Below are 19,030 nucleotides of genomic sequence, written 5' to 3' on the forward strand. Positions count from 1 at the left end.
TGCGATCAGGGCCTCTCGGACGGATCGATCGTCGCGAGCGGGATCCCGAGCAATTGCGAGACTTTTTTTGGACGTCGATGATGAGCTCCGCCGTCTCGAGCTTGTGCTCGAGCTGCGCTACCCGGCGACGCAGGCGCTCCAACTCCTTCTGCTCGGGGTCCTTCTTCGGCTTCGGTCCGCGCTTCTTCGGCTTCAACCCCCCCGGCGTACCCTCGTCCCGCTGCCGCCTCCAGGTCGACAACAGCGACCTGTACAGGCCCTCCTCGCGCAGGATGGCGCCAATCTGTCCCTCGCTCGCGTGGTCGGTCCGCGCGAGGATCTTCAACTTGTACGCGGGCGTGAAGCGGCGTCGCGTCGCCTTCTCCGCGGTCTCAGGGTCGGGCTCTCGTGCTTGAGTCGCCATCAGGTCCATGCCTCCGTGGACTCGCCCGATTCCAGGCCGAACACCACCCTCCAGTGCTCTTCGCCGCGCGTCGGCCCTGGTGAAGCAAGAATTTCGACGGGGTTACACCGTCGCCGACTCCTCGCGTCCTTGCTCGACGACCTCGACACGCGCTCGTCCCGCCTACCCGATTGCTCCTCGTTGCCGCTCGTTTGGAAGGCGCTCCGGGTGTTCCTCGTCGCCGCAGGAACAGCAAAACTTTCGACCGGACTACAATGTTGCAAACTCATCACATCGACGGCCGGCGACCTCGCCTTGCTCACGCCCTGCCTACTCGATTGCTCCTCGTTGCCGCTCCTTCGGAAGGCCATCCTGGTGCTTGTTGTCGCAGCAGGCACAGCGAAACTTTCGACCGGACTACGCCGTTGCTGACTCGTCACATCGACGGCCGACGACCTCGACCCGCTCACGCTCCGCCTATCCGATTGCTCCTCGTCGCCGCTTCTCTTGATGGTTGGGTTGCTCATGCTCTGGATTCACGGACTCGCCCTGCTCTCTAAATTTCGCGGGGGCCGTGTCTCACATGACATTGTCAGGTAGGGACGTTCGGCGGCATTTCTCAGGATCTCGGAAGGCCCGTGTCGGTGCCCACGCGGGGATCGAGGCGGCTGGGCGTTAGTCGGGGACGCCCGCAGTGAGCTGCAACCACCGAGCGTGGCTTCCGCATCGCTGCGAACTTCCTCGCGATTCGCTATGCCGTCGGCGAGGTCGACGGGGCGACGGCGTGCGGCCCGCTCGGCCGCGCCCAATCGATGCGGAGCTTGACGATCCGGCGCTTCATCGAGTGGCGTGTGATACCGAGGAGCTGGGCGGCGCCGACGATGTTGCCGGCGATCTCGAGCGCGTCGACGCAGAGGCGCCGCTCGGCGGCTTCAAGGTTGTAGTTTTCAAGGATGATCTGCGGCATGACGCCCTTGTACTGCAGGCGCTTGTTCTCGCGCAGACCAATCGCGCTCGGGGGCCAGCGGCCCAACCGCACGACGAGACCCGCCGCGCCGCTTTCGGCCCGGCGACGTGACGAGCCCGACGTCGTCGCACGGCTGGGGACACAGCGCCACGGTCCAGGAGGACCTCGCGCGCCCAGCGAACCAAGCGCCAAGGGGCCGATTGGCGTCGCCGACGCCGTGCAGAGAGTAAGGTCCCCGGCGGACCAGTCGTGCCGACCGCGGCCGTCGTGGTCACGCTCCGCGTCCATCGCGATCGGAAGCCCGCCAAGGCTCGGGCGAGTCAGGGGGAACCACCGCGGCCATGCGAGGAAGCCGACGACCTCAAAAGGGGCGCGCAGGACCGGCGGCGACTCCGGGTGCAGTTCCTCGATGGTGAGCCACCTGGCCTGCGCCTCGTCGAGGGGGGTCCACGCGCGCAACTCGACCGGAGGCATCAACCTCTCCATCACGCGCAGAGGCAGCCTCCTCCGGCGAGCTGGGCTCGGTCGCGGTACTTGCATCGTCGGCTGCGGGACCGCACTCGCGGGATTCGGATTGGGCGGCGGTGTCTCCGCCCGCGGGATCTCGACAGCGAGCCGAGCTCGCTGAGCCTCGGCGACGGCAAGCTGTGCCCGCAGTTCCTCGCGCTCGACCAGCAAGATCGCCCGGGCCATTGCTGCGGCCCTGAGCTTCTCCTTCATCCCGAGGAACATCGCTACGACCGCGGCAGCCGGCGCCGACATCTCCGGCAAGTCGAACTCCGCCGGCACCGCCTGCGCGTGGCAGGCGACCTGCGCCGGAGCAGGCAGTGGCAACTCGGCCGCCGGTCCTGCGTTGACCTCGAGGTCGGCTCTCGGCTGCTGCACCGGCTCGGCTGCCGGCGACAGGTCAGCCTGCAGCGCCTCATGCACTGGCCCGACCCCGAGCTCGGGCCGGACGTCAGCCGTTGGCGCCGGGTCGGCCGCCCGCGTCGGGTCGGCCTTCTGCGCCGGTTCGTCTGTCGGCTCCATGCCGGCCACTCGTGGTCTGGCCGCCCGCTGTGCGTCGCCCTCGTGGATCGGCGGCTGAGGCGATCGCGCCGACAGGGCCAGCGATCCTTTCGGCGCGCGTGCGGGGGCCGCCTCATCCAGGCGGCAAAGTCCCACCGTCTCCTCGCAGAAGCGCCGATGCAGAGACGAGCGCGGGTCCGTCAGCCCGACCAGGCGGAGCCGCCAGGTTCGGGAGCTCGGCTGCTCTAGAAGGCAGGTGCCGGTGGCGTGGAGCAGCCTCAAGACGTCACCGAACACCTCGACGCTGATCTCCAAGTCAGGGCAGAGCGCCTTGAGCTGCTCGAGGAGCTCGCTGGCTACGCCTTGGAAGTTGCCGCAACCCACGCTTACTGCGCCATGGATGGCCCGGACGACCGAGCTCACCATCGTCTTGCCCTTGCGCTTTCTCTTCGCACCCAGCGTCACCGACATGGCGCGGCGTGCAAGATCCTCGAAGCCGAACCACAGCACCTCGTCCATCGTCGGTCCCTCGCCGACGTCGACGCGCAGCTTGCCGACGATGCGGGCGTGATGGGCTCGGACCGAAGACGGCGGGCGGATCGCTGAAGCTTCCTGCTTCGGCTCCGCTGCGCCGGTGCGGACATCGCGGCGCGTCTGCAGGAGAGCGTCGACGTCGAGCTCGCGGAAGCTGAACGGGCCCCCACGGAACAGGACCGTCCTCCTCTTCCCAGCGACGTGGACGACCGCCAGCGCCTCGCCGACCGTCGCCAGGAGCACTGCTCGACGCCTCGTCTCCACGACGCCGAGCAGGTGCCGGCCATGCGCGGGCCGGAAGTGGCGGCGGGCGCCGTCGAGGACGACGACGGGCGGCGGCATGAGGCGCGGATCCCAGATCGGCGTGTCCATCCGGTCGATGCGCGTGACCTGCTCGATCACTCGTGCGAAGGAGCCGACCGCGAGGGGGAGCAGCGCCTCGTCCTCGGCGCGGACGTACGCGGCGGTCCAATTCGCCTGGTCGCTCTCCGTGCCGCAGTACTCGATCGCGCCGCCCGGGGCCTCGGTAGAACCGATGAACAGGTCGAGCTCGCCAGCGCTACGAGCCTGGTACTCCCGCATCGCCTGGTCGATGTGCCAGCTGTCCGATTCCGTCCCCACCACCGCCGCACGACGACGCTAACACGGGTCTACGCGCGGCGGTGGCACACTCCCGATGCTGCTGGCTGATAGAGACGGCACGTCGGCGATATCCTCATCTACCCCGCCGGCCCTCGGGACGGCTGGCGTTCAGGACCCGTCGCAGCCTGCACTCAACGCTATATTGGGGTTACCGCGCCCGTACCTTCGCGGTGCTCTTCGGCCACCGATAGGGTACCAAGTCGCGCGCGGAGTGGCGCGGCGCAGTGGCGAGCTGTCACAATCCGCCCCGCATCGGCGCGGAAAAAGAGCGTTGAACCGTCTTGCACATCGGTCCTCGCTGGGCTTGGCTGGTGCCATCGGAGGCGTGGAGCCGATGCGGTGGATGGTTGTCAGGACCGCGCCGGACGTAGTCGCCGAGGAAGCAAACGACTTGTGGAGCACTGCACAGGAATTCGGCCGCCTGCGCACGAGGTCACCCAAACAGAACGGGGAGGAGGACAGCCATGAAGATCTTCGACGGCGTCGAACTGCAGCAGACGCCAAGTTCCAACGCGCCGAGCTGGATTTCGGTGGCGATGCTGATCGCCAACGGCTTCGTCGAGGCGGAGAAGCACCGTCAGGAGCGCGTCGCCAGGGAGGCTGGGAGCCCCGGCACCCTCGACGAGGTGATGGCGCAGGCGGGCTTGAAGATCCCCGGCATCGAGCAGGCCCTCGCGCAGCTCATGGGCGGCAGTGACGAGGCCAAGCAGGTCGCCTCGATGATCGTCGGCTCGCCCGAGCCGGAGAAGTTGCTTCAGCAGTGGGCCAAGCAGTTCGGATTCCCGGGAAGCGCTCAATCGACGCCGACCGGGCCGCTGGTCACGCCGCCGCCCGCTCAGCCCGCACCGTCGCCCGAGTTTCGTCCCGAGTTCACCCGCGAGGCGCGGCAAGCGGCGAGAGCCGCGGCGGCTGGTGTCGGGGAGGCGGAGCAGCCGAGCTTCCGTCCCGAGTTCACCCGCGAGGCCGGGCAGCCGAGCTTCCGTCCCGAGTTCACCCGCGAGGCGCGGCAGGCGGCGAGAGCCGCGGCGGCTGGTGTCGGGGAGGCGGAGCAGCCGAGCTTCCGTCCCGAGTTCACTCGCGAGGCACGTCAGGCCGCGGGGGCAGCGAACTCCGGCGGCTCAGCGACCAGACATTCGTCGGCCGATGTACCCGCGTCGCCGAACGTTGCAGCTCCACCCCTCGTCAGCCTCGTCGAGCGCCAGCTCGCGGCGCTGCGCCAGCGCATGAGGGCGTACGAGGAGGTGCTCGACGTTCGTCTCGCGCGAGCCGAGGCAGAGCTGGCCGCCCTGCGCCAGGAACTCGAGCAACGCGCGAAGCCGGCGCTCGTCGTCGTTGCTGCGGAGGTGGAGACGACGGCGCTCGAGGCCGACACCTCCGTGGTGGATCGACCGAGCGCGGAGAAGACCGAGGTCGCGGCAGGAACCCCGCACGTGCATGACGCGCCCGAGGGGTCGAGCGAGCCCGCGGAGCCGCTGCCGGCGGTGACGGAGGACGAGGTCGTTCAGGCGCTCGGGCTCATCAGCGCGTTCACCGAAGAGTACGAGGAGCACCACCAGAAGGGGCTCGCGCGGGTGAGCACGATCGAGAGTGAGTTGCTCATCATGCGGTCGATGGTCCAAGCCGGAGCGGCCGCGACCCATGGCTGACCACGGCGGCATCAGGCTCTGAAGGCTCGTGCGGGCCGAGGCGCGAGCCGTGCTGCCTCGCGTCATAAACCAGAGCCGACTCTGGCCCGCGCCGCCGTGAGCGGCACGTTCGGGAAGTCGGGTCGAGCATTGGAGAAGTGGGTGGTTTGAATTTCGGGAGGTGGTTCGTGGAGAGCACGCATCCTTACAATATAGCGGGTCGCCGGAGACGGCATGTCTCTTCGGACAGCAGCGGGTCGATCGCCCATCCGCAGGCGCCGGACGCCGTGAGTTCGCGCGAGGACGTACCGTTGCCGCCGCCGCTCATGACGGTCGAGGAACTCGCCGTACTGCTCCGCACGAGCAAAGGAGCAGTGTATGCCCGGCACGCGCGGGGCGGGATCCCGGGAGGTCTCCGGCTCGGTCGAACCCTTCGCTTCGACCCCCGGATCATCGCACAATGGCTCTCGGCGAAAAGTGCGAGCGCGGGAGGTCAACCATGATCACGCTGCGCCCGTGGAAGGGATCGAAGAATGAATTTGAAGTTGACGTTCGCGTCGAGAACGCGGTGGGGCGCAAGCTCCGCCAACGAGTCAAGGCGCCGGTCACCGGCAGGTCCGCCGCCGAGCGATGGGCCAAGGCGCTCGAGCAGGAACTCCTCGCTCAGCTCCTCGCGCCCGAGCCCGAGCCCGAGAAGCCGCCGCCCCCGATGTTCGAGGAGTTCGCCAAGACCTTCCTCGACCTGTGCCAGGCCGACCGGCTCGGGACCAACACGCTGATGAACTACGACGGGTATCTGCGCCTGTACTTGCTCCCAGTGCTGGCTCGCCGGCGGCTCGACGAGGTGACGCCCAAGGACATCACCGCGATCAAGAAGTCGCTGGTCAGCAAGTCGCATAACACGATGTGCGAGGTGCTCAAGACCCTCCGCCGGGTGTTCAATCGGGCCATCGCCGAGAACGAGATCAAGAGCGCGCCGGTGGACTTCGAGATTCCCCGCAGGAAGCGCAAGCCCGCGGTCGCCTACGACGACCAGGAGCAGGTAGCGCTGCTCGCCGCGGCTCAAGCGATGGGGCCGATGTTCGTCGTCGCTGTCCTACTCGGTCTCGACGGCGGCCCGTTCGTGCTCGACAACCAGGGAAGTCACTTCCAGGAGCACCACATCAAGTCCTGGATGAAGGCGCTCGTGAAGCGCGCGGGCTTGCCCTGGCACGGCACCCACGTCCTCCGCAAGTCGTGCGGCACGCGGATCGCCGAGGGTGGTGGCGGAGTGGCCGCGGTCGCCAGCCACCTCCGCCACAAGGATCTTCAGACCGCGAGCGACTACGTCGACCGTCGCCGCGGCAGCTCCAGCGCGATCCACGCCTTGGAGACGTCGGGGAGACGCACTTCCGAGCACTCGTAAGTGCTCGGAATCTTAGATTGAATTCGCCTTCAGCTCACTGCTCGAAGCAATAGAGCCGCTGCAGCGTCGAGCAGTTCGACGCATTGAGCAACGACCGGGCGGTCCAGTTGAAGTCGACGGCGTTGTTGCGGCCTTCGATGCCCACCACGGAGAAGCCGCCGGAGGCGGTCCAGCCGGTGCAGTGCTCGGCGAGCGAGGTGCCGTCGCTGTCGTCGCATTGCTCGCCGGCCTGCACGAAGCCGTCGCCGCACTCCGCGAGCTCGCAGAGGTTGGTGCACGCGTCGGTGTTGCTGCCGTTGCCGTCGTCGCACGCCTCGCCGGCATCGACCGATCCGTCGCCGCAGGTGTCCGCCGGGAGCAGGCAGGCCAGGGTGCACGCGCCGTCGTCGGCGTTGAGGTCGCCGAGGTCGCACTGCTCGCCGGGCTGGACGAAGCCGTCGCCGCAGCTCGCCGGCTCGCACGCGTTGGTGCACGCGTCCTCGTTGACGAGGTTGCCGTCGTCGCACGCCTCGCCCGCGCCGACGAAGCCGTCGCCGCAGTCTGCCAGCTTGCACACGTTGGTGCACGCGTCCTCGTTGACGAAGTTGCCGTCGTCGCACGCCTCGCCCGGGCCCACGTCCCCGTCCCCGCACACGTTGACGTTGCAGTCCGCCTTGCAGGCCTGGCCGGGGCCGTTGGCCGCGCCCGCGTCGCACTGCTCCTCGTCCGCCCACACCAGGCCGTCGCCGCACACCGCCAGCGCGCATTCCAGGGTGCATTCGGCCTGGTCGCTGTTGCCCGCCCCGTGATCGCACGACTCGCCGAGGCTCGGCTGCACGAACGCGTCGCCGCACAGCGGCAGCCGGCACAGGTCGGTGCAGCCGTCGTCCTGCTCGCCGTTCTGGCCGTCGTCGCAGTCCTCGCCCGGATCGACGATCGCGTTGCCGCACTCCTCCAGGACGCACGCGGCCGTGCAGCCGTCGCCGGGGTCGGTGTTGCCGTCGTCGCAGCCCTCGCCGGGGCCCATGTCCCCATCGCCGCACACGTTGAGCGTGCAATCGGCCAGGCACGCCTGCCCCGGTCCGTTGGCGGCTCCCTGGTCGCAGGCCTCTGCGCCGTTGCCCTGGTCGTGCAGCAGGCCGTCGCCGCACGCCGCGATCGCGCACGCGAGCGTGCAATCACCGCCGTCGTTGTTCAGCGCCCCGTCGTCGCACGCCTCGCCGGCCACCGCCTGCAGGAACCCGTCGCCGCAGGTCGCCGCGGTGCAGGCCGAGGTGCACAGATCGGTGTCGTCGAGGTTGCCGTCGTCGCACTCCTCGGTCGCCTGGGCCGCACCGTCGCCGCAGGTCGCGGCCACGCACGCGTTGCTGCACGCGTCGGCGTCGACGTCGTTGCCGTCGTCGCAGCCCTCGCCCGGCCCGACGTGGCCGTCTCCGCAGACCTGCAGCGTGCAGTCGAGCTTGCACGCCGCGGCGTCGGCGTTGTTCGGCCCGTTGTCGCACTCCTCGGCCGGGCCGACATCGGCGTCGCCACACTCGTTGAGCTGACAATTCTGGCGACACGCCGCGCCGGGACCGTTGCCGACCCCGTCGTCGCACTCTTCGCCGATGCCGAGCACGCCGTCTCCGCACACCCCCGCCGAGGTGTGGATGTTCACCGTGATCTCGACGCTCGAGTCACAGGCGGACGCCGCCAGGGCGGCCGCGAAGACGCAATGCGAGACGCGAAAGGATGGATGGATTTTGCTGGGGTACATGTGCCGATCTCTCGTCGCTACGGACGTGAACCAATGTCGGCCGCGGACACCCGGCGCAGCGCGACAGTCGAATCAGGACAAGAAGGTGTCGGCGACGAGGATGCCGCTTTGCGCCGGTCGTCGCAGTCACGACGGATCGGGCATGACCGCGCCGCGCAGCGCTCACGATGAGACCGCGGCATACATTGCAGGCGCGCGGCCGCTCTTCAGGGCGGCCCCTGGCGACCGGAGCAGCAGCGGCGAATTCGACAGCAGAGCGCCCCGCGGCGAACCATCGCGCCGAGCTCGCGGGCCCACCGCCCGCGATGCGGCCTCTGGCTCGAATCACCCGAGGGCGATCCTGTAGTCGTCCTGTGAACAGCCGCAATGACAGATCTCGCCGAAGAGTCGAGGAGCGCCGGCGCGCTCGAGACGTCGGACGTCCAACGAAGCTCGCGAACGCGAGCGGTAGCGACAGAGCCGAGGAGCGGCGATCGAGAGGCGTGATGGCCCATGGGGCATGTCCCGGAGGACAGAAGATGCGCGGCGCGTCCGCGGAGCCGGATCGACCGGCGAACGCCGCCCGCCTGGTCGACGAGCGTCGCCGCGCGGTGTATGCTCGCGGCCGCCGACATGCCGACTCACAACTACGCCCAGCCGCGCGGCACCACCGTCACCATCGAGATCGATTCGCCCGCGCTGGCGGCCAACGTGATCGGCGACCCGTCGTCGCGGGCGGTCGCGGTGTACTTGCCGGAGGGGTACGACCGCGGCAACGAGCGCTATCCGATCTTCGTCGACCTCGCGGGGTACAGCAGCTCGGGGCTCAAGCGGCTCGGGTGGACCGGGTTCGGCGAGTCGATGCCGCAGCGGCTCGATCGGCTGATCGCCAGCGGGGCGATGGGGCCGGTGATCGGCGTGTTTCCCGACTGCTTCACCGCGCTGGGCGGCAATCAGTACATCAACTCGAGCGCGCTCGGGCAATGGGAGGACTTCCTCGCCGAGGACCTGCCGACGCGGCTGGAGCGCGAGTTCCGCGTCAAGCCCGGGCGCGCGGGGCGGGCGCTGTTCGGCCACTCGAGCGGCGGCTACGGGGCGCTGGTCCACGGGATGCGCCGCGCCGACGTGTGGGGCGCGGTCGGCTGCCACGCCGGCGACTGCAACTTCGACCTGGTCTATCGGCCAGATTTCCCCAAGCTGCTGACTGCGCTGGCGCGCCACGGGGGCATCGAGGGCTACTTGAAGGCGTTCGCGGCCTCGCCGAAGTGGGGCGGCGGCGATCACCTGCCGCTGATGCTGCTGGCGATGGCGGCCTCCTACGACCCCGACCCGTCGGCGTTCATGGGCGTGCGCCTGCCGGTCGACCCGCACACGTGCGAGCTCGACGCGGAGGCGTGGGCCCGGTGGTTGCGCTGGGACCCGCTGCGCATGGTCGAGGCGCCGGAGGTGCAGGCCAACCTGCGCCGGTTGCACGGGCTGTTCATCGACGCCGGCTCGCGCGATCAATTCCTCGCGCACTTCGGCGCGCGCGCGCTGGTGCGGCGGCTGTCCGCGCACGGCATCCCGCACGTGTACGAGGAGTTCCCCGACGACCACTCGAACACCAGCTACCGCCTCGACGTGTCGCTGCCCTACCTGTGGCGCGCGCTCGACGGGGCGGGCCCCGGGTAGTATCCTGCGGGCCCATGCCGCCTGTCCGCTCGACCATCTTCGTGGCGCTCGCGCTCGTCGCGTGCCAGAACCCCGACGTGAGCAAGGGGGACAAGCCGGGGGCGAAGGTGCCGGCGAAGGCCGCGGACGAGGCCGCCGAGCCGGCGGAGGCGGCGCCGAAGAAGCCGGAGGTCAAGCCGCCGACCCAGGCCGAGCTGCTGCGCACGAAGATCGATCAGTTCGTGCGGTCGCCGCTGACGACCGACGTGACGGCGCTGCCGCCGGCGGAGAAGGCGGCGCTCGACAAGCTGATCGAGGCGGCGCGGCTGATGGACCCGATCTTCGACCGCCAATCGTGGGCCGGCAACGCGTCGTTGCGGGCGGAGCTCGAGAAGGACACCAGCGAGCTCGGCGTCGTCAAGCTCGACTACTTCACGGTGATGCGCGGGCCGTGGGACCGGCAGGAGCACTACGCCCCGTTCGCTACCACTCTGGCCCACCCGCCGGGCGCCGGCTTCTACCCCGAGGACCTCGGCGCCGACGCCTTCAAAAAATGGGTCGCCGATCATCCGGAGGACAAGGCGGCGTTCGAGAGCCTGACCACGGTGATCGCCCGCGTCGGCGACAAGCTCGAGGCGCGGCCCTACAGCGCCGAGTACGGCGAGTGGCTCGGCCCGGCCGCCAAGGCGCTCGAGGACGCGGCCAAGCTGACGAAGAACAAGTCGCTGACGAAGTTCCTGCGCTCGCGCGCGCAGGCGTTCCGCAGCGACGATTATTATCAGTCCGACAAGGACTGGATGGACCTCGACAGCCTGGTCGAGATCACCATCGGGCCCTACGAGACCTACGAGGACGAGCTGCTCGGCCTCAAGGCCGCGTTCGAGGCGTTCGTCACGGTCAGCGACCCCAAGGCCTCGGCCGAGCTGGCGAAGTACAAGAAGTACCTGCCGGAGATGGAGCAGCACCTGCCGATCCCCGACGACGTCAAGACGAAGCGCGGCAGCGAGAGCCCGATCCGCGTGGTCGACCTGGTGTTCTCGGCCGGCGACGCGCGCAAGTCGGTGCAGACGATCGCGTTCAACCTGCCCAACGACGAGCGCGTCCGCGCCGAGAAGGGCGCCAAGAAGGTGCTGCTGCGCAACCTCATCCAGACCAAATTCGAGGCGATCATGCGCCCGATCGGGAACGAGGTGCTGCACGCCGATCACGTCGCGTCGCTGTCGGGCGAGGCGTTCTTCCTGCAGGTGCTGTTCCACGAGCTGTCGCACAGCCTCGGGCCGGCGTTCGTCGGCGGCGACGCGAAGGGCAAGGACAAGGTCGACGTCCGGGTCGCGCTCGAGGCCAGCTACTCACCGCTCGAGGAGGCCAAGGCCGACGTGATGGGCGCGTACAACGTGCTCTACATGATCGAGAAGGGCGAGCTGCCGGCCGAGCTGAAGGACAAGGTGCTGCTGTCGTACTTCGCCGGGCTGTTCCGCAGCGCCCGCTTCGGCGTCGCGGAGGCGCACGGGCGCGGGGCGGCGCTGCAGCTGAACCGCTTCCTCGCGGCCGGGGCGGTCACGCCCGACAGCGCGAGCGGCAAGTTCAAGGTCGACCTCGCCAAGCTCGAGACGGCGATCAGCGACCTGGTGCGCGACATCTGCCTGATCCAGCACAGCGGCGACAAGGTCGCGGCCGACAAGCTGCTCGACGAGCACGGCAAGATCACGCCGCTGCTGCAGGCCGCGCTCGACAAGCTGGGCAACATCCCGGTCGACATCCGCCCCTCTTACCCGCTCGCCGGCGAGATTCTGCCGCAGTGAGCGCGATCGACAACATCGTCGCCGGCCCGCGCACCCTGCGGGAGTTCGCGGCCAAGCTGATCGAGCAGCCCGACAAGAGCACCTCGTCGGACGCGATCCTCGAGTGTTTTTTAGATTGGGTCACCGAGACGGGGCTCGAGCTGTACCCGGCGCAGGAGGAGGCGATCCTCGAGCTCCTGGCCGGCAAGCACGTGGTGCTCAACACGCCGACCGGCTCGGGCAAGTCGCTGGTGGCGACCGCGATGCACCTGGCCGCGGTGGCCCGCAAGCGCCGCAGCGTGTACACGAGCCCGATCAAGGCGCTGGTCAGCGAGAAGTTCTTCGCCCTGTGCCGCGAGTTCGGGCCCGACCGCGTCGGCATGATGACGGGCGACGCGAGCGTCAACCGCGACGCGCCGATCCTCTGCTGCACCGCGGAGATCCTCGCCAACATGGCGCTGCGCGACGGGCGGATGGCGCCGGTCGACGACGCGGTGCTCGACGAGTTCCACTATTACGGCGACCGCGACCGCGGGATGGCGTGGCAGATCCCGCTGCTGTCGCTGCCGTACACGACCTTCCTGCTGATGTCGGCGACGCTCGGCGACACGACCAAGGTCGAGGACGGGCTCAAGCGGCTGACGAAGCAGGAGGTCGCGGTGGTGCGCTCGGCGGTCCGGCCGGTGCCGCTCGACTTCGAGTACCGCGAGACGCCGCTGCACGAGACGATCGGCTACCTGCTCGACCGCGGGCGCGCGCCGATCTACATCGTCAGCTTCACCCAGCGCGAGGCCGCCGAGGAGGCGCAGAACCTGATGAGCACGAACCTGTGCTCGCGCGAGGAGAAGGCGGCGATCGCCGAGGCGATGGCGGGGTTCCGCTTCGACACGCCGTACGGCAAGGAGATCCAGGGCTACCTCAAGCACGGCGTGGGGGTGCACCACGCGGGCCTGCTGCCGAAGTACCGCCTGCTGGTCGAGAAGCTGGCGCAGCAGGGCAAGCTGCGGGTGATCTGCGGCACCGACACGCTCGGGGTCGGGGTCAACATCCCGATCCGCACGGTCCTGTTCACCAAGCTGTGCAAGTACGACGGCGAGCAGACGCGGATCCTCGGGGCCCGCGACTTCAAGCAGATCGCCGGGCGAGCCGGCCGCAAGGGTTTCGACGATCACGGCTACGTGGTGTGCCAGGCGCCCGAGCACGTGATCGAGAACAAGAAGCTCGAGGCCAAGGCGGCGGCCGACCCGAAGAAGAAGAAGTTCGTGCGCCGGCAGCCGCCCGAGAAGGGGTATGTCCCCTGGGACAAGTCGACGTTCGAGAAGCTGATCGATCGCGAGCCGGAGCCGCTGCAGTCGCGCTTCGTCGTGTCGTTCGGGATGATCTTGAGCCTCATCCAGTCGCCGGCCAACACCAACGCGTGGGGCGGCGGCTACCGCCGGCTGGTCGAGCTGATCGCGGCGGCGCACGACGAGGCGCGGGCCAAGACCCGCCACCGGCGCGAGGCGGCGACGCTGTTCCGCGCGCTGCACAAGGCGGGCATCGTCAAGCTGGTGCCGCTCGACGCGCGCAAGGACGGCGGGGGCGGGCGCGCGGTCCGGCTCGACGAGCACCTGCAGAAGGACTTCTCGCTCCACCACACGCTGTCGCTCTACCTGCTCGACACGCTCGGCCGCGTGCCGCAGGACTCGCCGACCTACGCGCTCGACGTGGTGTCGCTGGTCGAGTCGCTGCTCGAGAACCCGCAGGTGGTGCTGCAGGCGCAGGAGCACCGCGCCCGCTCGGAGAAGATCGGCGAGCTCAAGGCGGCAGGCGTCGAGTACGAGGAGCGGATGGCGGAGCTCGAGAAGGTCTCGTACCCCAAGCCGCTGGCCGACTTCATCTACGACACCTTCAACGAGTTCTCGGCGCTGCACCCGTGGGTCGGGCAGGAGAACATCCGCCCGAAGTCGGTGGTGCGCGACATGGTCGAGCGCTACGTCGCGTTCAACGACTACGTCAAGGAGTACGGGCTGCAGCGCAGCGAGGGCGTGCTGCTGCGCTACTTGATGCAGGCCTACAAGCTCCTCGTGCAGACGGTGCCCGACGCGGCCAAGACCGACGAGGTGCACGACGTGATCGGCTTCCTGCGGGCGATGTTCGAGCACGTCGACACCAGCCTTCTGCAAGAGTGGGAGCGCATGCTGCACCCGCCGGTGGTCGAGGGCGAAGCCGCGCCCGCCGGGCCGCGCGATCTGTCGGCCGATCCCAAGGCGTTCGCGGCGCGCGTGCGCGCGGAGATGCACGCGCTGGTTCGCGCGCTCGCCGAGCGCGACTATGAGGACGCGGCGGTCGGCACGCGCGCAGACCCCGAGGACCCCTGGACCCCCGAGCGCTTCGCCCAGGCGATGGCCGAGTACTACGCCGAGTACCCGACGCTGCGCTTCGACCACGGGGCCCGGTTCCCCAAGTACACCCGCATCGAGGCGGTCGCCGACCAGCGCTGGCGGGTCACGCAGGTGCTCGTCGACCCCGAAGAGGACAACCTGTGGCACGTCGAGGGCGAGGTCGACCTGCGCGGCGACGGCTTCCCCGAGGGTCCGCTGGTGACGATCCGGGCGATCGGGGTGTGAGACTCGGCGCGACATTCGCTCCGTGTCACCCCGCCCGTCCCCGCGTTGCCCCGGGGCCCGTGTTTGGCCGACACTCGAGCTGGGCGCCGGTGCGTCCGCGGAGGCGACAGGATGTACGGTCTCGTCAACAAGGCGGTCGAAGATCTGGTGTGCTCGCACTACGGCGAGGGCACGTGGGCGCAGATCCAGGCGCGCGCCGGGGTGCAGACGCCGGGCTTCGTGTCGATGGAGTCCTACCCCGACGAGATCACGTACAAGCTGGTCGACGCCGCCAGCGAGGTGCTCGGCGCGCCGGCGGCTGAGGTGCTCGAGGCGGTCGGCGAGCACTGGATCCTGTTCACCGCGCGCCACGGCTACGGCGAGCTGCTGCCGATGTTCGGCGCGACGCTGCGCGAGTTCGTGGCCAACCTCGACAACATGCACGCGCGCGTCGGCCTGACGTTCGCCAAGATGCGGCCGCCCAGCTTCGTGGTCCGCGACGCCGGGCCGCAGGCGCTCGAGCTCGAGTATCACTCGAGCCGCGAGGGGCTGGCGCCGATGGTGGTCGGCCTGCTCAAGGGCCTGGCCCGCACGTTCGCCGAGGACATCGCCGTCGAGCACGTCCACGGCCGCGAGCGCGGCGGCTTCGACCTGTTCCGTCTCGAACTCCAACCGGCGGCCGCCTGACCATGCTGTTGCTTCTGCGCGAGCAATGTGAGCGGCTGTTCCCGTTCTCGATCTCCCTCGACGAGGAGATGCGGATCCTCGACCTCGGGCGGTCGCTGCGGCGGCTGATGGCGGCCGACGTGTCGGGCCGGCCGTTCGACGAGTGGTTCGTGATCGACCGGCCGGTGCTGGAAGAGATGTCGCTCAAGGCGCTGCTGGCCCGCAAGGACTCGGTGGTGCTGCTGCAGGTCCGCGACCTCGACCTGCGCCTGCGCGGGGAGATCGTCGAGGTCGACGGCGGGGCGCTGTTCGTCGGCACGCCGTGGCTGACCGAGCTCGGACAGGTCGCGGCGGCCGGGCTGGTGCTGCGGGACTTCGCGCTGCACGACCCGACCACCGAGATGCTGGTGGTGATGAAGACGATGCAGACGGCGATCGCGGACGCCAACGCCCTGGCCGACAAGCTGCGGCGCCAGGCGCAGCAGCTGCAGGCGGCCGAGCAGCTGGCGGAGCACCTGACCGCGGCCAAGAGCTCGTTCATCGCCAACATGAGCCTCGAGCTGCGCACGCCGCTCAACGCGATCTTCGGCTACAGCGAGCTGATGCTCGACGAGCTCGGCGAGGCGACGCCGGAGGAGATGCGCGACGACTTGCAGCGGATCCAGCTGGCCGGGCAGCAGCTGCTGCGGCTGGTCGCCGACGTGCTCGACCTGTCGCGCATCGAGGCCCAGCGGGTCGAGCTGCGCGAGGACGTGTTCTCGCTGGCGACCCTGCTGCGCACGGTGAAGGGGACGGTGCTGCCGCAGCTGCGCCGCGGCGTGGCGCTGGTGTGGCCCGAAGACCAGGACGCGGCGCTGTTCGGCGACTCGGAGCGGGTCCGCCAGGTGCTGCTCAACCTGCTCGCCAACGCCTGCAAGTTCACCGAGCTCGGCGAGGTCGGGCTGGCGGTGCAGCTCAAGGACGACGGGGTGGTCGAGTTCGTGATCCACGACACCGGCATCGGCATCAAGACCGAGCAGCAGCGGCGCGTGTTCGAGGCGTTCTACCAGGCCGACAGCTCGCTGCGGAAGCGCTTCGGCGGCTCGGGCCTGGGCCTCGCGCTGGCCCGCGGCTTCGTCGAGGCGATGGGCGGGACGATCAGCGTCGAGAGCGAGTACGAGATGGGCTCGCGCTTCACGGTGCGGGTGCCGCTCGGGCGCGCTCAGGGCCCGAGGCCGAGAGCCGGCAGCAAGAGCGCCCCGCACGCGATGAGCACGAAGTAGCCGAGCACGTCGAGCACCACGCCGAAGCGGATCATCGACTGGATCCGGATGAGACCGGTGCCGTAGGCGATCGCGTTCGGCGGGGTCGAGACCGGCAGGGTGAAGGCGAAGCTGGCGGCCATGGTGACGCACAGGGTGGTCGGCAGCGGGTCGATGCCGGCCGCCTGGGCGATGGCGATCAGCACCGGGACCATCATGCTGGTGGTCGCGACGTTGCTGGTGACCTCGGTCAGCCACAGCACGAGGAAGGTGGCGGTGGCGAGCAGGCCGAACGGCGAGCTGGCGAGCGGCCCGGCGCCGGCGAGGAAGCCGCGGGCGAGCGCCTCGGCGAGGCCGGTGTCGAACATCATCGCGCCGAGCGAGAAGCCGCCGCCGAGCAGGTAGAGCGTCGACCAGTCGAGCTGCATCGCCTTGTCCCACGGCAACACCGAGACGCCAGGCCGCCGTCCGCCGGGGACGACGCACAGCAACACGCCGGCGAGGATGGCGACGACGCCCTCCTGCAGGCCGCGGTCGGCCCACTGCGCGGCCGGGTGGGCGGCGCCGAGGGTGACCTTGAGGATCGACGGCAGCAGCCAGCCGGCCACTGCGAGGAAGAACACGCCGGCGGCCCGCCGCTCGCCCGCCGACATCGGCCCGAGCTTGTGAAGTTGGTCGCGGACCTCGGCGGTGAGGCGGTCGAGCCGCGCGACCGGGGCGGGGAAGCGGCGGTGGGCGTAGACGAGGGCGATCGCCAGGGTGGCGAGGCCGGTCGGCAGGCCGAAGCTGATCCACTGGAAGAAGTCGAGCTGGACGCCGGCCTGCCGCTCGAGGAAGTCGAGGGCGATGACGTTGGGGGCGGTGCCGATCGGGGTGACGATGCCGCCGATCGAGCAGGCGTAGGTGAGGGTCAGCAGCATGCCCTCGGCGAAGCGGTCGAACTTAGGCTGGTCTTCGGGACTGGCGGCGCCGCGGATCGCCGAGCACAGGCCGAGCGCGACGGGGATCAACATCGCGGTGGTGGCGGTGTTGGAGATCCACATCGAGCAGGCGAACGCGCCGAGGCCGACTGCCGTGCGCGCGCGGGCCGGCGAGCCGCGGACCCAGTCGCGCGCGAGCAGCCACAGCGCGGCCCGCCGGTCGAGCCCCTGCTCGCTGAGGCCGAGCGCGAGCATGAAGCCGCCGAGGAACAGGAAGATCAGCGGGCTGGCGAACGGGGCGAACGCCTTGGCCGCGGGGGTGACGTCCATCGCCACCGCCAGCGCCGGGGCGACCAGCGCCGCGGCCCCGAGAGGCACCGCCTCACTGACCCACAGGACCACCGTGGCGGCGAAGATCGCCGCCAGGCGGTGGGCCGGCGCGGGCAGGCCGGTCGGGGCGACGAGCAGGGCGAAGAAGACCAGCGGCGCGAGCACGCGGCCGACCCGCTGACGGGCGACGTCGAAGGCGCTGCGAGCGACGCGGTCCATGCGGCTTCAACTATTTTGGCGGAGGAACGGGATCAGCACCAGACAGGGGATGCACGCGACGGCGGCGATCGAGAAGTACACCAGCGGTCCGTGGGCCTCGTACAAAAAGCCGCTGTAGGTGCCCGAGATGGTCTGCGCGAGCGAATAGATGGCGGTCGCGAACGCGAAGTGGGCCGCCTTGTGGTCGGGGTGGCAGCGGCTCATGATGAAGATCGTCTGGGCCGCGGTGGCGAGGCCGCCGCACAGCTGCTCGATGACGAGGATGGTGCCGACGTGCCACAGCGGCGGCGACAGCGTGTGCGCGAGGCTCAGCGGGGCGCCGAGGCCGAGCATGACGTCGGCGGGCAGGCGAGGGGCGGCGAGCCAGAGGTAGAGCGGCAGGGTGCCCGCCATGATGAGGGCGATCGGCAGCAGCGCGCGCCGCAGACCGACGCGCGCGACCCACAGGCCGCCGAGCATGGCGCCGGCGATGCTGGCGGCGGTGCCGAAGCCGTTGAGCACGCCGCGGTCGGGGGTGCTGATGCCGAGCTCGCGGAACAGCACCTTCGACATGCCGAACATCAGCGCGTCGCCGAGCTTGAAGCTGAGCAAGAACAGCAGGACGACGAGGGCCCGCGGCTGCAGCAGGAAGCTGAAGTAGGCGCCGCGGACGTGGGCGACGCGGGCCCGCCAGTCGGCCGCCGCGTCGCCGGTGGACTGGGCGACCGGGCGGACGGCGTGGATCCGCGGCAGCCACACGCGGTGGGCCACGGCGAGCCCGACCATGAGCAGGGCGCCGAGGCCGAAGCCGGCCAGCCAGTGGACGCGGCCGCCGAGGAACACCAGGCCTGACGAGCCGACCAGCATCGCCACGCGGAAGGCGGCCACGCGGATGCCGGTGTAGCGGGCCTGGTCGGCGCGGCCGAGCGCGGTCATGTAGTAGCCGTCGCAGGCGATGTCGTGGGTGGCGCTGAACAGGCCGATGGCGATCAGCACCAGCCAGATGGCGGCGGTGCCGGAACCTGCCCCCTGGGCCATGTTGTGGGCGAGCACCGCGAGCACTGCCATCAACACGCCGAGGCCGAACTGGGTGGCGACGATCCACTGGCGCAGGGTCCCGACCAGGTCGACGATCGGGCTCCACACGAACTTGAGGCTCGAGGTGAAGTGCAGCGCCGAGGTGAAGCCGACCTCGCGCGCGGGCAGGCCGGCGGCGGTGAAGAACTCGGCGGCGACCTGGTGGAGGATCGACCACGGCAGGCCCTCGCCGAAGTAGGTCGATGCGGTCCAGGCGACCGTGTCGGCGCGACGCGTCGAGGGCTGCTCCGGCCCGGAGGGCCCCGAGGACGGGTCGGGCGGTGCAGCGGCGGTGCTCAAGC

The 19,030-nt window shown here is 69.8% G+C and carries 12 protein-coding genes; 8 read left to right on the forward strand and 4 right to left on the reverse strand.

Annotation, left to right across the window (positions count from 1 at the left end; all coding sequences use genetic code 11):
* Positions 1–1,133 precede the first annotated feature (1,133 nt).
* Positions 1,134–3,515, reverse strand: coding sequence for a hypothetical protein (locus OV090_RS47945; protein ID WP_267711825.1), 2,382 nt, complete (start codon positions 3,513–3,515; stop codon positions 1,134–1,136).
* Positions 3,516–3,997: 482 nt separating this feature from the next.
* Between OV090_RS47945 and OV090_RS47950 the strand changes: the two genes are divergently transcribed.
* The 3 genes from OV090_RS47950 to OV090_RS47960 all read left to right on the forward strand — a co-directional run bounded on the left by OV090_RS47950 (position 3,998) and on the right by OV090_RS47960 (position 6,563).
* Positions 3,998–5,179, forward strand: a complete 1,182-nt coding sequence (locus tag OV090_RS47950; protein ID WP_267711826.1) for a hypothetical protein — start codon at positions 3,998–4,000, stop codon at positions 5,177–5,179.
* A 305-nt stretch (positions 5,180–5,484) separates the two neighbouring features.
* A complete protein-coding gene (locus OV090_RS47955) occupies positions 5,485–5,661 on the forward strand; it encodes a helix-turn-helix domain-containing protein (RefSeq protein ID WP_267712136.1) in 177 nt (58 codons plus the stop codon).
* Positions 5,658–6,563 carry a tyrosine-type recombinase/integrase gene (locus OV090_RS47960; protein ID WP_267711827.1) on the forward strand — a complete coding sequence of 302 codons (906 nt, stop codon included), beginning with the start codon at positions 5,658–5,660 and terminating at the stop codon, positions 6,561–6,563. The genes OV090_RS47955 and OV090_RS47960 overlap by 4 nt, the downstream gene beginning before the upstream one ends.
* A gap of 34 nt (positions 6,564–6,597) precedes the next feature.
* Here OV090_RS47960 and OV090_RS47965 read toward each other — a convergent pair whose 3' ends face one another.
* Positions 6,598–8,298, reverse strand: a complete 1,701-nt coding sequence (locus OV090_RS47965) for a hypothetical protein (RefSeq protein ID WP_267711828.1) — start codon at positions 8,296–8,298, stop codon at positions 6,598–6,600.
* Positions 8,299–8,910: 612 nt separating this feature from the next.
* Between OV090_RS47965 and OV090_RS47970 the strand changes: the two genes are divergently transcribed.
* The 5 genes from OV090_RS47970 to OV090_RS47990 all read left to right on the forward strand — a co-directional run bounded on the left by OV090_RS47970 (position 8,911) and on the right by OV090_RS47990 (position 16,224).
* A complete protein-coding gene (locus OV090_RS47970) occupies positions 8,911–9,948 on the forward strand; it encodes an alpha/beta hydrolase-fold protein (protein ID WP_267707036.1) in 1,038 nt (345 codons plus the stop codon).
* A gap of 14 nt (positions 9,949–9,962) precedes the next feature.
* On the forward strand, positions 9,963–11,729 hold the full coding sequence (locus tag OV090_RS47975) for a hypothetical protein (RefSeq protein ID WP_267707038.1): 1,767 nt from the start codon (positions 9,963–9,965) through the stop codon (positions 11,727–11,729).
* Entirely contained in the window at positions 11,726–14,317 is a 2,592-nt protein-coding gene (locus OV090_RS47980) for a DUF3516 domain-containing protein (protein ID WP_346660377.1), read from the forward strand. Before OV090_RS47975 ends, OV090_RS47980 begins: the two co-directional genes overlap by 4 nt.
* 111 nt (positions 14,318–14,428) lie before the next feature.
* Positions 14,429–14,983: a heme NO-binding domain-containing protein gene (locus tag OV090_RS47985; RefSeq protein ID WP_267707039.1), complete on the forward strand. Its 555-nt coding sequence runs from the start codon at positions 14,429–14,431 to the stop codon at positions 14,981–14,983.
* A gap of 2 nt (positions 14,984–14,985) precedes the next feature.
* Positions 14,986–16,224, forward strand: a complete 1,239-nt coding sequence (locus tag OV090_RS47990) for a HAMP domain-containing sensor histidine kinase (protein WP_267707041.1) — start codon at positions 14,986–14,988, stop codon at positions 16,222–16,224.
* Here the strand turns inward: OV090_RS47990 and OV090_RS47995 are convergent.
* Positions 16,164–17,672 (reverse strand): DASS family sodium-coupled anion symporter, encoded by a 1,509-nt coding sequence (locus OV090_RS47995; RefSeq protein WP_267707043.1) that lies wholly within the window; start codon positions 17,670–17,672, stop codon positions 16,164–16,166. The two genes, OV090_RS47990 and OV090_RS47995, sit on opposite strands and share 61 nt — an antisense overlap.
* Before the next feature lie 6 nt (positions 17,673–17,678).
* Positions 17,679–19,028 carry an MFS transporter gene (locus tag OV090_RS48000; RefSeq protein ID WP_267711829.1) on the reverse strand — a complete coding sequence of 450 codons (1,350 nt, stop codon included), beginning with the start codon at positions 19,026–19,028 and terminating at the stop codon, positions 17,679–17,681.
* Between the last annotated feature and the right edge of the window lie 2 nt (positions 19,029–19,030).

The sequence above is a fragment of the Nannocystis sp. RBIL2 genome (assembly GCF_026626745.1).
Taxonomy (GTDB): Bacteria; Myxococcota_A; Polyangia; order Nannocystales; family Nannocystaceae; genus Nannocystis.